This window comes from Nonomuraea sp. NPDC050786 (assembly GCF_040654115.1).
Lineage (GTDB): Bacteria > Actinomycetota > Actinomycetes > Streptosporangiales > Streptosporangiaceae > Nonomuraea.
This window is the reverse complement of sequence record NZ_JBFAHJ010000001.1, coordinates 777,464-790,147: the sequence shown is the minus strand read 5'-3', so window position 1 is coordinate 790,147 and position 12,684 is coordinate 777,464. Positions and strand designations below refer to the sequence as shown.

The 12,684-nt window shown below is 67.0% G+C and carries 11 protein-coding genes; 2 read left to right on the top strand and 9 right to left on the bottom strand.

From position 1 onward, the window contains the following. Positions 1 to 174 precede the first annotated feature (174 nt). Positions 175 to 600 carry a transposase gene (locus AB0H84_RS04090; RefSeq protein WP_357597777.1) on the bottom strand — a complete coding sequence of 142 codons (426 nt, stop codon included), beginning with the start codon at positions 598 to 600 and terminating at the stop codon, positions 175 to 177. Positions 601 to 1,683: 1,083 nt separating this feature from the next. On the opposite strand from AB0H84_RS04090, the gene AB0H84_RS04085 reads away from it, so the two are divergent. Further along, positions 1,684 to 2,121 (top strand): NUDIX domain-containing protein, encoded by a 438-nt coding sequence (locus tag AB0H84_RS04085; RefSeq protein WP_357597775.1) that lies wholly within the window; start codon positions 1,684 to 1,686, stop codon positions 2,119 to 2,121. Between the two features lie 298 nt (positions 2,122 to 2,419). Here AB0H84_RS04085 and AB0H84_RS04080 read toward each other — a convergent pair whose 3' ends face one another. The 7 genes from AB0H84_RS04080 to AB0H84_RS04050 form a co-directional block, all read right to left on the bottom strand. Next, positions 2,420 to 3,193: a DUF6431 domain-containing protein gene (locus AB0H84_RS04080; protein ID WP_357597772.1), complete on the bottom strand. Its 774-nt coding sequence runs from the start codon at positions 3,191 to 3,193 to the stop codon at positions 2,420 to 2,422. Positions 3,194 to 3,626: 433 nt separating this feature from the next. Continuing rightward, positions 3,627 to 4,478 carry a sugar phosphate isomerase/epimerase family protein gene (locus tag AB0H84_RS04075; protein WP_357597769.1) on the bottom strand — a complete coding sequence of 284 codons (852 nt, stop codon included), beginning with the start codon at positions 4,476 to 4,478 and terminating at the stop codon, positions 3,627 to 3,629. A 2-nt stretch (positions 4,479 to 4,480) separates the two neighbouring features. Continuing rightward, positions 4,481 to 5,401 carry a nucleoside hydrolase gene (locus tag AB0H84_RS04070; protein WP_357597766.1) on the bottom strand — a complete coding sequence of 307 codons (921 nt, stop codon included), beginning with the start codon at positions 5,399 to 5,401 and terminating at the stop codon, positions 4,481 to 4,483. 50 nt (positions 5,402 to 5,451) lie between these two features. Continuing rightward, positions 5,452 to 6,633 (bottom strand): ABC transporter permease, encoded by a 1,182-nt coding sequence (locus AB0H84_RS04065; RefSeq protein WP_357597763.1) that lies wholly within the window; start codon positions 6,631 to 6,633, stop codon positions 5,452 to 5,454. Further along, positions 6,630 to 7,751, bottom strand: a complete 1,122-nt coding sequence (locus AB0H84_RS04060) for an ABC transporter permease (RefSeq protein WP_357597761.1) — start codon at positions 7,749 to 7,751, stop codon at positions 6,630 to 6,632. The genes AB0H84_RS04065 and AB0H84_RS04060 overlap by 4 nt, the downstream gene beginning before the upstream one ends. Beyond that, on the bottom strand, positions 7,748 to 9,262 hold the full coding sequence (locus tag AB0H84_RS04055) for an ABC transporter ATP-binding protein (RefSeq protein WP_357597758.1): 1,515 nt from the start codon (positions 9,260 to 9,262) through the stop codon (positions 7,748 to 7,750). Before AB0H84_RS04055 ends, AB0H84_RS04060 begins: the two co-directional genes overlap by 4 nt. A gap of 38 nt (positions 9,263 to 9,300) precedes the next feature. Beyond that, the gene (locus AB0H84_RS04050; protein WP_357597756.1) at positions 9,301 to 10,446 is read right to left on the bottom strand and encodes a BMP family ABC transporter substrate-binding protein; all 1,146 of its coding nucleotides are present in this window, start codon (positions 10,444 to 10,446) and stop codon (positions 9,301 to 9,303) included. Between the two features lie 96 nt (positions 10,447 to 10,542). Here AB0H84_RS04050 and AB0H84_RS04045 point away from each other — a divergent pair, with 96 nt between their 5' ends. Further along, the gene (locus tag AB0H84_RS04045; RefSeq protein WP_357597753.1) at positions 10,543 to 11,022 is read left to right on the top strand and encodes an amidohydrolase family protein; all 480 of its coding nucleotides are present in this window, start codon (positions 10,543 to 10,545) and stop codon (positions 11,020 to 11,022) included. 123 nt (positions 11,023 to 11,145) lie between these two features. Here AB0H84_RS04045 and AB0H84_RS04040 read toward each other — a convergent pair whose 3' ends face one another. Further along, the gene (locus AB0H84_RS04040) at positions 11,146 to 12,657 is read right to left on the bottom strand and encodes an NAD(P)/FAD-dependent oxidoreductase (RefSeq protein ID WP_357597751.1); all 1,512 of its coding nucleotides are present in this window, start codon (positions 12,655 to 12,657) and stop codon (positions 11,146 to 11,148) included. Positions 12,658 to 12,684 lie beyond the last annotated feature (27 nt).

The window sequence follows — 12,684 nt, the reverse complement described above, 5'->3', positions numbered from 1 at the left end:
CCAGCACGTGCGGGCTGCGTTCACCGTTGATCATCGCCTGCAGCATGTCGCGGCCGGAGACGCCGAAGATGTCGTCGATCACGCTGGACAGCTTGATCTGCACGTCTTCCAGCAGCTTTTCCATCCGTTGCTTCTCGCGAGTGCGTTCACGCACCAGGGTGCGCCGATAGCGGGTCAGGTCACGCAGCTGGCGGATCGGCCGGGGATGACCAGGCTGGGCCGACACATGCCCCGCTCGATGACCTTGGCCAGCCAGATCGCATCCAGTTTGTCGGTCTTGGGGCGGCCCGGGACGTTCTTGACGTGTCTGGCGTTGAACAGTTCGCAGTCGAACCCTTCGGCCTCCAGCAGGTAGTAGACCGGCTTCCAGTAGGTGGAAGTGGACTCCATCGCCACCTTGTTCACCTGCTGGCAGCGCAGCCAGTCGGACAGTTCTATCAGCGATGAGGGCAGTGTGCTGAATTCGCGCACTTCCTGCACTCGCCTGCCAGGCTTGACCTCGTGCGGGACGCGCACGCAGGCCACTACCGTGGTCTTGCCGATGTCGATCGCGCAGATCCGCTCGACCAGGTCCACCGGCTCCTCGCTGACCTCTTCCATGACCACCGCCTGTGCCGCTCGGTATATCTGAACAGCTGCTCGCGGGAAGCTGCGGGGCGGAACGGAATCGGACTCTCGTGCTCGAAGCACAATGCGGGGCCCCTGGCCAGCTCCCAGCGTCAGACTTTTACGCGGCCTCAACCAGGCACCAAAGAGAACCCGACGTCGGCGAGCAGCTACTCAATTTTCACGTCCCGCCGGGCGTCACAACAGGGCACAGAAGACTTTTACACCGCATCTCGGACGTGACCACTGCCTGCGACACCTCGTCACGTACCTACCTCTTCCAGACTTCTGCCAGCTTATGTAACCGACTATCCGGAATCTGCTGGGCATCTCAGTGATGCTGACCTTATGTCGCACCATGTGGAATCATTCTTGGATGTCAAGCAATGAAATCACTCATACGAGCCATGCCGAACTGCTGGCCGCCATCGGCCAAGCCCTCGGACTGGATGGCTCATATCAGGAATGGCCGGCGCCCGCTGGATGGTGGGGAGAACCATCTGGCGAGGCCCGGGAGCCAGAGCCACCCGGCGGGCCCTCGGTGACGGTATTGGCCGGAGCCGTGGACCGCGGGCGGGGTCGGGTCGCCTGGGTCGAACGGTATATCCATCCTCCGAGGCTGGCCGTTGCCGGCGACTTGTGGGTGACGATTCTGGTGAATGTCAGCGGGTCTGGTCTTGTCCCGTCGCCGCGCGGGTGGGTGAACGCGCACACGGACTTTCCACATCAGCCCGAGGTGTCGGTGCATCTGGTCGATGACCGCGCCGACCGCCTACACGAGGTCTCGGCCGTGAGGTTCACATCCGAAGACTGCCTCATCGTCACCTACGCGTGGGGACGATTCGCCGCTGAATGTCACTTGTCGTTGCCCACACCTGCACGCCCGAAACTCCATCAGACATGGACGAAACGTGAATAGGCGCTTCTCTCGCCAGAGTTCCCCGGGTGCGGCAAGCGCGGACAGGCGTGAACAGCAAGAAGACCGCATCTACGAATTGCCTCCTCCGTCGGTCCTCAAATCCGTGTGCACGGGAGGCTGGTGAGCCTTCCAATGCGGCTGGTTTCATCCGATCCGGGATGCTGATAGGCATGCTTTGTGACGGTGTGATGAAGGTGGTGGCTGCGGCCATCGTCGATCGAGGACGCTTGCTCGTCGTGAGTAAGAAGGCGGCGCCGGAGGTGTTCTACCTGCCCGGAGGAAAGCCTGAGGCAGGGGAGAGCCCGGAGGAGACCTTGGTTCGGGAGCTGGGCGAGGAACTCGGCGTTGCGCCGCGCGACATGGACCTGCTTGGCCAAATCGAGGACATGGCTGCGCTTGAGGGTGTGCCGATGCGCATGACCGTTTACACAGCCAGACTGGCCGGACGCCCAAAGCCTGCCGCTGAGCTTGCCGCCCTGGGACGGACCGACGGGCGTGATCGCTTTGGACCTCGCCTGGCCCCAGCGGTTCGCAACCAGGTGCTTCCCTTGCTGGTCCGAGCAGGAGCGTTGGTTGATGATCGTCACGAGGTTTGAGCCAGAACCTGAGAAGGGACAGCGTCTGTCGGCCGTGACCTGACAGAACTGAATCCCCCTGGATCCTCGCTGTCAGAGCCCACCGAACCCACACGAGCTGACCAGGCTCTACCAGAGGCCACGACGCCACTCCGTCCTGGCCGCAGCTTCAGTAGCCCTGGGAACATATAGCCACTTTGGGGCTGGGCCAGCTTCGGGACCGGAGGGCCATCGCCGAAGACTGGGAAGTGGGCGCCGAGGACATCGCCCAGCTGTCCCCCTCCGAGCTGACGACACACAGTCACCTCAAAGGACCCGATCAGTCACCGCACATCACCAGAGGGCGGCTGGTGTTGATCGCCCGGACCACCGGCACCACAGCCAGCAGGCTGCCATCGGTCAGCACCGCGGCCGGCCGCCACAACGACAGCCTGTCCGCCAACTCCGCCCACCGCACCACCGCCGCCCGGTGCACCGCCACCAGCATGCTGAGCGCATCCCCCCACGCCGAGCCCGACGCGGCGATCGGAGGCGGATCCGGATCCAACGCCACCACCCACCCGGCCAAGCCGGCCCGCAACGCCCCGGCCCGGCACCGCGCCCGGCGCACCCACCCCCGCACCGTCCAGGCCGACCGGCCCGGCACCCACGCGATCCGCCGCACCCCATGCCCCAGCGCGGCCAACTCCAGTGCGGCCCCAATCGTCTCGGCATCATCGGCCCGCCGGGTCAGCAGCCGCGCAGGCAGCAGCACGTGAGTAACCCCGCACCCGCGGCACCGCGCCCGCCAGGGCCGCAACACCAGCCGCACCCTCGAACGCAGCGTGCGGATCAACCGGCGCCGGGCATGCCCCCACCCGGCCAGCATCCCATCACACCCAGGACACGCCAGAGCGCCTTCAACCAGCGCAGACTCGACCAAGGCCCGGTGATCGCCTACCGTGAGCACGCGGTGTGACCTCCACACCGTTAACGGCCCTCCCCGGTGTTTCCAGACAGAGCGGGGAAGGCCGATCTTGAACGTTTGACGCTCACGTTGTCGCAGGGCACGAACCAGGCCAACCCCAAGACCAGCCCTGAAGATCCTGGACATCGTCCATGTCGCCCATCAGGCCCTACGTGCTCGGAAAGAACGTCGTCCTACACTGCCCCTCGTCGGTGACGTGCTCACCTGGTCTCCGGTCGAGAAACGCAGCCACTGCCCACCAGCACGGGGTGGAGGCCGCCGGTGGCCGGTACCGTGCCGCGGCCATCGGAAATCTGTTCGGAGTCCAGCGTGAGGAGGCGATCGGCTCGGCTCTGCTCGAGACGCACTGGACGGACCTGCCGCACATCGCCATCTCCACTCTTTCAGTGAAGCTCCGACTCCGCGAGACGCCCAGCAGCCCGCGTGGCCGCGATGGCGGGGTGCGGATGCGAGGAGGACACCCGGCTCAGTCAGTAAAGCCGCTGGTAGCGGATCGGCATGTATCTGCCGGCATGGGAGCCGCCGATCAAGACGGCTCTCATGCCAGTCTCGCCCAGGGTCAACCCTTCAGCGCTTCGGCGATGAAGTCACGGGCCGCCATGGCGGTCTCGTCGGGGTCGTCCCATGTGTCACGCCAGATCGCCAGAGTGCTGGAGAGCGCGGGAGAGACGACCCGTGAGGAGAAGCTCTCAAAGGTCACAATCTCCTCATAGTGGATTTCACGAAGCGCCTCAAAGATCGAAGAGAAGTCGACCGTCCCCGTCCCCAGCGGCCCGCGGTGGCTTTCACCGATGTGCACATACCCCAGGAGATGGTTGCTCTGCAGGATCGCATCCGCAGCGTCATGCTCCTCGATGTTCATGTGATAGGTGTCCAGGTGCAGTCGGACGTTGGCAGCATCGACCTCTTCGATGAACGCTCGCGTCTGCTCGGCGGTGTTGAGCAGGTTTGATTCGTACCTGTTCACTGTTTCCAGGCCGAGCGTGACACCATGGTCGGCGGCGCGGGCGGCCACCCGCCGGATGGCGGCAACCGCGTTACGCCGGCCGGCGGGTGAGACCGGCTTGTCGTGTTTGCCGAAGGCTCCGTAGATCACGCCGCCGAGGTAGGAGCTCCCGATCGTCGCGGCGAAGTCCAGCGCGGCTGTGAGGTACCGCTCACCCGCGGCGCTGACCGAGGCGTCCTGGGCGGCCAGATCCGCATCGAAGGGCAGCCCGAGTGAGCATGTAGCCTCGATCTTGTACCGCTGCAGCGCTTGCAGGGTTGCGGTGGCGGATAGATTTTCTGGTTCGAACACGGGGATCTCGATGACGTCGAACCCGCACGCGCTCGCCTTCGCCACGGCTGTTTCGCAGTCTGCCGGAGACCAGCCGCCGACGAAGACCGCCGCGTGTACGCCCAGCTTGTTCATGGTCATTTCTCCCTGGTGACAGTCTTGATGAAGTGCGAAACAACGCCGGCGTCGTCCAGATCCCACACCACGTCGACGAAAGGCCACTCGTCCGCGTGGTCGCCGTGTGGTGGTCTCGTTTCGCGCCGGTCCACGACGGTCGCCCCGCGCGTGTAGCGGCCCTGCAGTTCGACGGCGACCTTGAGTCGGCGGATGTCGGCCAGCGCCCGCTCGGTGGCGATCACGGCCACGCCCGCATCTCCGAGAAACGCGCCGCGCGTGGCGAATCGCGCGGCCAGGTCGCGCAGGATGCGGGCGGCGAGCCTGCCTCCCGGGCCCGGCGCGTTCTCCAGTTCGGCGATGTCCTCTTCTGAGGCCCTGACACGGGTGAAGACGTCGAGCCCGTAGAGAATGACCGGCAGCCCGCTGCGGAGCACGATGTCAGTGGCTTCGGGGTCATACAGGACGTTGGACTCGGCCGCCGGCGTCTCGTTGCCTCCGGCCACTGCCGAGCCGCCCATCACGTAGACCGCCTCCACCTGGTGGGCGACTTCGGGAAAGGCTCTGAGCAGCAGCGCGACGTTGGTCAACGGGCCGGTGCAGACCAGTGTCGTGCGAGGGCCCGGCTGTGCCAGGGATCGGCGCATCACCTCCAGCGCAGGGGGCAGGTCCGCTGGGTTCGCCGCGCCGGAGAGTTCGACGTCGCCCATGCCGCCCGGCCCGAACACCCATTCGGCCGACGCGCGAGCGGCGGTGAGCGGCCGGGCGCTGCCCCGGCCCACCGGGACGTCGGGCCGACCTAGCGTCGCCAGCACGGCCGTGGTGTTGCGGGAGACCGTGTCGACGTCGACGCAGCCGCTGACACAGGTGACGGCGCAGAGCGTGACGTCGGGCCGGTGCGCCAGATAGGTAAGGGCGAGGGCGTCGTCCAGCCCTGTGTCCATATCTGCAAGGACGCGCAATTGCGCCAACCTCATTCTGTGAAGGGCTTCCCTCAGGAGGAAGCGATGTCGTGACGTTTGCCGAGTGCTGCTGGCGGTCTGAGCCGCTGGCCAGAGGCCACGAGCGCGACCAGGACCGCCATGTAGGGGGCCACGAAGGCCACCTGTTCGGGGACCGAGTCGGTCAGGGCCGTGATGGCTGTGAGCAGGACCGCGGCCAGCGCGGGCGGGGCCAGTCGGCGCAGCCCGCCACGCCGCAGGAGGACCAGCACGGCGAGGATTCCGCACGCGAGCGCGGCGACCACGAGGACGGTGCGGACGGCCGAGCCGCCGCCGCGCAGTTGCAGGGCGTCCATGTAGCCGTACAGGAACGACCCGGCGAAGGCGCCGGACGGCGTCCAGTTACCGAACACCGTGGCTGCCAGTCCCATGTATCCCCGGCCCGCGGTCTGCCCGTCCCGGTAGAGGCCGGAACTGGCCAGCACCAGCAGTGCTCCGCCGAGGCCGGCGAGCGCACCGGAGGAGATGACGGCGCTGTGGCGCAGCGCGGTTACCCGCATGCCGAGGCTGGTGGCGGCGACGGGGTTCTCCCCGCAGAAGCGCAGGCGGAGCCCGTACGGCGTTCGCCACAGCAGCCACCACGACAACGGGAACACGACCAGGCCGAGGACGATCCCCGTAGAGAGCCCGCCGAGCCCGAAAGGCAGGGGCAGTACTGGCAGCGACGGGACGGGCGGTGATTGCGTGGTGCCGCCGCCGGGCATGGCCGCGAAGGTGAGCGAGGACAGGTACTTGGCGACTCCGGGTGCCAGGATGTTGATGGCCACGCCGGCGACGATGTGGTCCACCTTGAAGGTCACTGTGACGACCGCATGCACGAGGCTGCCCAATGCGCCGCAGGCCATTCCGAAAACCAGGCCGAAGGCGGGCCCCCATTGGAGCGCTCCGAATCCGGCGCCCCAAGTTCCGAGGATCATCATGCCCTCAAGTCCGATGTTGACAACGCCGGCCCGCTCAGCCCATACGCCTCCGAGCGCCGCGAGGGCGACCGGGCAGGTGAGCACCAGCGCAGTGGTGATCGTGTCCGCGGATACCAGGTCGGTGGCATGTGGGACCAGCGCGACGGCGAGTGCGATCCCGCACAGGATCGTCAACATCGCCTGCCGCCGGTTCCCCTGACCGGGGCCGGTCTGGGTACGCGGCCCGTCCTGGGCTGTGATGGTTGAGATCGTCACGCGTCGCCTCCCGCGTTCACCGGCGCGGGCGCGGCGGGAGCAGCCGACATGTCCTTGAGTCGATCCGGCCGTGCCTGATTGGTACGCCAGCGAGAGGTCAGCCGGTTGGTGATGACCACGGCCAAAATGATCAGGCCTTCCATGATGCGGACGACTTCGTTGCTGATGTCCATGAGCTGGAGCACGTTGGAGGAGTTGTCCAGGAACGAGAAGAGCAACGCGCCCACGGCCATCCCGGCGGCCCGGTTGCCCCCGAACAGGGCAACGGCGATGCCGATGAAGCCGAGCCCGGACGGGAAGCTCAGCGTGAAGCTCCCGGAGTCGCCGAGCAGCGCCGGCATGCCGATCAGCCCCGCGGTGGCACCGGACAGGACCATGGCGATGACGATGGTCCTGCCCAAGGGCACACCCCCGGTGCGGGCCGCGTCCACAGAGCGGCCCGCGGCGCGCAGGTCGAAACCGAAGACAGTACGCTCGATCAGCACGTAGAAACCGATTCCGGCGGCCACGGCCAGGAGCGAGGACCAGTGCAGCCCCGCGCCCTGGACGGCGATGTCGATCCCCGAATCCCGCAGGCCGTCCGCGATCGGTGCGGTGCCCATGTTGCTGCCGCTTCCGCTACCCAGGCGGCCGGGAGCCAGCAGATAGGAGATCAGCCCGATCGCGATGAAGTTCAGCGCAATCGTGGAGATCACCTCGTTGACGCCCTTGAGCGTCTTCAACAACGCCGGGATGGCCGCCCACACCGCGCCGGCGATCATCGCGGTCGTCACGATGACCACTTGACCGAGCGGAGCGGGCAGGCTCAGGCCCGCGCCGACAGCCGCCGCGCACAAGGCGGCGATCCGGTACTGGCCCTCGGTGCCGATGTTGAACAGGTTGAGGCGGAAGGTGAAGGCGACCGCGACGGCGGACAGGTAGTAGGCGGCGGCCGAGTTCAGGATGATCGCGGCGCTGGCGTCGCTGAAACCGTTCAGGACCATGGCCCGCGCGGCCTCGAGCGGGGAGGCACCTGTCGCGGCGAGGATCAGCCAGGCCGCCGCGGCGGCGAACACGAGAGCGGCTACCGATGAGAGCAGCCCGATGGCCGCGCCGCGCAGGTGTGGGATCAGCTTCACGGGGCGGCCACTTCCGCGCCGGCCATAGCCATCCCGAGCCGGGCGGCGTCGATCTCCCGCGGGTCCACCTCAGCGACCAGGCGGCCGCGCAGCATCACCAGCAGACGGTCTGACCTGGTCAGCAACTCGTCGAGGTCGGCGGAGATCAGCAGCACCGACATGCCCCGGGACACCGCTCGTTCGATGTGCTGCCAGATGCCCTGCTGGGCGGCGATGTCCACGCCGCGGGTGGGATGCGCGGCAAGGAGCACCTTCGGTCCGTGGGAGAGCTCACGCCCGATGATGAGCTTCTGCTGGTTGCCGCCGGACAGCGCAGACACCACGACATCAGGGGTGTGTGCGCGCACGTCGTAGTCGCGGAGCAGGCGCTCGGTGTCACGGCGCGCAGACTTTCGGCGAAGCCAGCCTTTCTCGCTGTTCGGGCTGTGGGTCTGCCAGCCCAGCATCCGGTTCTCCCACAGCGGGGCGTCCAGGAGCAGGGCCTGCCGGTGGCGGTCTTCGGCCACCACCGCCACCCCGGCCGACCGGCGGCGCCTGGTGTCCATGGAGGTGATGTCCCTGTCGAACAGAGTCAGTCGCCCGGAGTCCGGGCGGCGAAGACCGGAGGCACATTCGATCAGTTCGGTCTGCCCGTTGCCCTCCACGCCGGCGATGCCGACGATCTCACCTTCGCGAAGCTCCAGCGTCACCTCGTGCAGGGCCTGCCGTCCAGGGACAGGGCCCAGGCTGACGTTTTCCAGACGCAGGCTGGTGCGGGCGGCCGACCGGTCGCGGGAGCGGGCCGGGTCGGAGGCGGCGAGTTCGGTGCCGATCATGAGCTCGGCGAGTTCGCGGGCGGTCACCTTTCCCGCGGGGAGTGAGTCGGCCACGGTGACCCCACGCCGGATCACGGTCACGTCGTCGGCGATGGACAGGACCTCGTCCAGTTTGTGCGAGATGAACAGGATCGACAGCCCGCGATCGGTCAGCCGAGTCAGGTTGGCGAACAGCCGGTCGACCTCTTGCGGCACCAGCACGGCGGTCGGCTCGTCGAGGATCAGGATCCTGGCTCCCCGGTAGAGCACCTTGACGATCTCGACCCTCTGGCGGTCGGCGACACTCAGGTCCCCGACGGGGGCGTGCGGGTCGAGCCTCACCCCGAGGTCGGCACAGATGGCCTCGATCCCACGCACGGCCGACGGGACGTCCAGCGACCCCGCCTTGCGCGGCTCGGCGCCGAGGATGACGTTCTCCAGTACTGACAGGTTGTCGGCAAGCATGAAGTGCTGGTGGACCATGCCGAGCCCGGCGGCCAACGCGTCCTTCGGCGAGGCGAAGGAGGTCCGTTCGCCGTTCACGCGGATTTCCCCGGCATCCGGCCGATGGATCCCGTACAGCAGTTTCATGAGGGTGGACTTGCCGGCGCCGTTCTCGCCCACGACCGCGTGGATCGTTCCCGCGCGCAGGGTCAGGCTGACGTCCTGATTGGCGGTGACGCCGGGGAACTGCTTGCGAAGGTTCTTTGCGGTCAAGGCGGCTACGGCGTCCGTGGATGTGGCTACGGCCATCGTCATGCCTTCGGAGTGGTCGGCACCACGATGTCGCCGTCGATGATGGCCTTGCGCATCTGCTCCAACCGGGGCTTCACGTCGTCGACAAAGCCACCGGAGGTGGCGTACGTGACGCCGTTCTCCTTCAGCCCGTACAGATGCTCGCCGGCGACGAACCGGTTCTGCTCGACGCCGCTGATGAAGTCCAGGACCGCCAGGTCGACGCGCTTGACCATGGAGGTGAGGATGGCGTCCTTGACCGAGGCGAGTGCCGGCTGCAGATACTGGTCGGAATCTACGCCGATCACGCGTTTGCCGCTCTGGTGGGCGGCCTGCACAACACCGGTGCTGGACCCGCCGGCGGCGGAGAAGAGGATGTCGGCACCTCGCTGGTACATGCCATCGGCCGCGACCCTGCCTTTGTCGGGGGAGCTGAAGCCGGAGAAGTCGGGTGCCTGGCTGAGGTACTGCACCAGCACTTTCTTCTTGGGGGAGACCGCGGCCACGCCCGCCTGGTAACCGGCGAGGAACTTGCCGATGATCGGGGTGTTGGCGCCGCCAATGAAGCCGACCGCCTCGGTCTTGCTCTTCAGCGCTGCGGCGGCTCCGACGAGGTAGGAACCTTCCTGCTCGGCGAAGACCAGGTTGGCGACATTGGGCGCGTGCGCGTCCAGGCTGTCGATCAGGGCGAAGCGGGTGTCGGGGAACTGACCCGCAATCTTCTGCAGTGGACCGGCGTAGGCGAAGCCGACGGCGATGACTGGGTTGAACCCCTGCTGGGCGAGCAGGCGGAGCCGCTGCTCTTTGGCCTGGTCCGACTCTCCCGCAGTTGCTTCGAGCTCCTGTGCCTTGGCCACACGCAGCTTCGCCTTGGCGTCGTCGAGTCCTCGGGCCGCCGCGTCGTTGAACGACTGGTCGCCGCGGCCGCCGATGTCGTAGGCCAGGCCGACGCGCAGTCCCTTCTCGGACTGTCCGCTCGGTGCCTGGCCAGCGCACGCGGCCGCCGTCAGGGCCGTGGCGACCATCGCGGGCGTGAGCCACTTCCATCCATTACGCATGTGTTTCTCCTGCCGTGGACGGACAGTGAGCTCAGGCTGTGCGTCCACACGCGTTCTCGGCGCGAAGGTCGCGCCGTACTCAAAAGAGGGAAGGTCCGGTGCTGACATGGAGGGTTTACTTACCACTCAGCAAAGTGAACCATTTGATTCAATCTAGCGCCTCGGACTCTCAGGCGGAAGCCTCGAATTTGAGAGGACTGCAGCTTGAGCCATGAAGCACCCGAGTTCGACCTGGTGATCCGTCATGGGCACGTCCTGACCATGAACGCCGGGAACGCCACGTTCGATGACGGTTTCCTCGGTGTCCGTGACGGCCGGATCGCCGTTGTGGGCCCCGACGCCGGGCAGCCTCCCTACAAGGCGGCTCGCGAGATCGACGCGACCGGCTGCGCGGTCCTGCCCGGAATGGTCAACGCCCACAGCCACCTGGCGATGGCCCAGTTCCGCGGGATCGCCGACGACGTGACGCTGGACGAGTTCGTCTCCCGCCTCACCACTGAGGAGGCCAAAGTCCTCACCCGCGACACCGTCCGTCACGGCGCCGCGTCAGCCTCGGCCGAGTCCATCCTGGCCGGAACCACTGCCGCGCTGGACCCACCCGCCGGGTGCGACCGCGGCGCCCCTCCTCATGCCGCACAGCACCTACGCCCTGAGCGGACGCCAACGACGTGTGGTCAGCCCTGACCTATTCCGCGCGCCCCGCCGCCCGTTCGTGAACTCGTCCGGTTCCGCCTTCGCGGCCACCGTCTGGGGAGGGCGGCGCGGGCCGCTGCAGTGGTCAGGATGTGACGGCCACGGGCCCACCTCTCACGGTTGATGCCGGGGCCCGTGCGTGACGCGTCCGGACGGCCTCGCCAGGAAACGGGTCATCAGCCCGTAGACGATCGCTCCGTCCGGCCACTGGGTGACCACCCGCCCGGTGACGGGGGACTTGAAGTAGTTGTCGCCCACCGCCCATGAGCTCTTGGCCAGCCGTTCCTGCAGCCACTCGTTGAACACCGTAAAGAAGGAGGGGCGGCACTCGATGGCTGTCCCCTGCCGACTCACCATCTTCTGCAGTGACCGGACGACGAACTTCGCCTGCGATTCGAAGCCGTGCACGAGCGCGTAGAAGTTGGTGTTGGGCCCGTACAGCATGAAGAAGTTCGGGAAGTTCGGCACGGTGATTCCGCAGAACGCCTGCGGTTCGCCGGCCCACTGCTCGTGCAGCGTGCGACCGTCTCGGCCGACGACCTCGATCCTGGCCAGATAGTTGCTCGGCTGGAAGCCGGTGGCCATGATGACGACATCAGCCTCGTGCTCGCCGCCAGCGCTGTCCACGACGGCGCCGGGGGTCATGCTCACGGCGGCCCGCGGGATCAGCGTGACGTTGTCACGGGTGAACGCCTCCAGGTATCCGGTCGCGTGGATAGGCCTGCGCCCCTGGTAGGGGATGCGCGGCGTCATCGCCTCGATCAACTCGGGGTGACCTCGAAGGGCCGCCCGGATGTAGTGGTTGCTGAGCCGGCGGGCGCGCTCGTCGGCCTTGGTCCCCGGCCGGATGAGCCGTCCGCCGAACCAGAGCCGTTCGCCATGGTAGTACCGCCTGAGGCGTTCGGCGCGATGGATCGGCCCCCAGGACAACAGGGCGCGCCGCTTCGGTGAGTACGGCACGTTCTCCTTGGGCTCAACCCACGACGGGTCGCGCTGGAAGACGGTGACCTGCTTAGCAACGGCGGCCACGGCCGGGATGAGCTGCGCCGCGGTGGAGCCGGTGCCGATAACGGCCACTGTCTTGCCGGTCAGGTCGGTCGAGGTGTCCCACCGCGAAGTGTGGAAGATCCGTCCCTCGTAGTCGGCCATACCATCCAGCTGCAGGTGGCGAGGCTGGTTCAGCATCCCGACCGCCGTCACCACCGCGTGGACATGGTGGGCGCGGCCGTCGCTGGTCTCCACGAGATACTGCTGGCGGTCCTCGTCCCACGTCGCGCGCTGCACCTCGATCCCGAATCGGAAGTGGGGCTTCAGCTCGTGCTCCGCGATTACCTCGTTCAGGTAGCCCCGGAGCTCCTCGTGCCCGGCGAAGGGCCGCGACCAAGGGTGTCGCTTGAAGGAGTACGAATACAGGTGCGACGGGGTGTCCACCTCCGCCCCCGGATACCGGGTGTCCCACCAGGTCCCGCCGGCTCCGGCGGAGCTCTCGAAGATCACGAAATCCGTGCAGCCCGCTCTGCGCAGGTAGACGCCCGCGGCGATGCCGGAGAACCCGCCCCCGACGACGGCGACGCTGATGCCGCGCAGCGATTCGGTCGCCTTCAACGCCTGTACCTCACTTTCCATGTAGGATACGAAATAGAATATTTTTTA

Coding starts and splice junctions, on each gene's coding strand:
- AB0H84_RS04090 (WP_357597777.1), bottom strand. CDS start 600: ATGGAAGAGGTCAGCGAGGAGCCGGTGGACCTGGTCGAGCGGATCTGC.
- AB0H84_RS04085 (WP_357597775.1), top strand. CDS start 1,684: ATGCTGATAGGCATGCTTTGTGACGGTGTGATGAAGGTGGTGGCTGCG.
- AB0H84_RS04080 (WP_357597772.1), bottom strand. CDS start 3,193: ATGTCCAGGATCTTCAGGGCTGGTCTTGGGGTTGGCCTGGTTCGTGCC.
- AB0H84_RS04075 (WP_357597769.1), bottom strand. CDS start 4,478: ATGAACAAGCTGGGCGTACACGCGGCGGTCTTCGTCGGCGGCTGGTCT.
- AB0H84_RS04070 (WP_357597766.1), bottom strand. CDS start 5,401: ATGGACACAGGGCTGGACGACGCCCTCGCCCTTACCTATCTGGCGCAC.
- AB0H84_RS04050 (WP_357597756.1), bottom strand. CDS start 10,446: ATGTCAGCACCGGACCTTCCCTCTTTTGAGTACGGCGCGACCTTCGCG.
- AB0H84_RS04040 (WP_357597751.1), bottom strand. CDS start 12,657: ATGGAAAGTGAGGTACAGGCGTTGAAGGCGACCGAATCGCTGCGCGGC.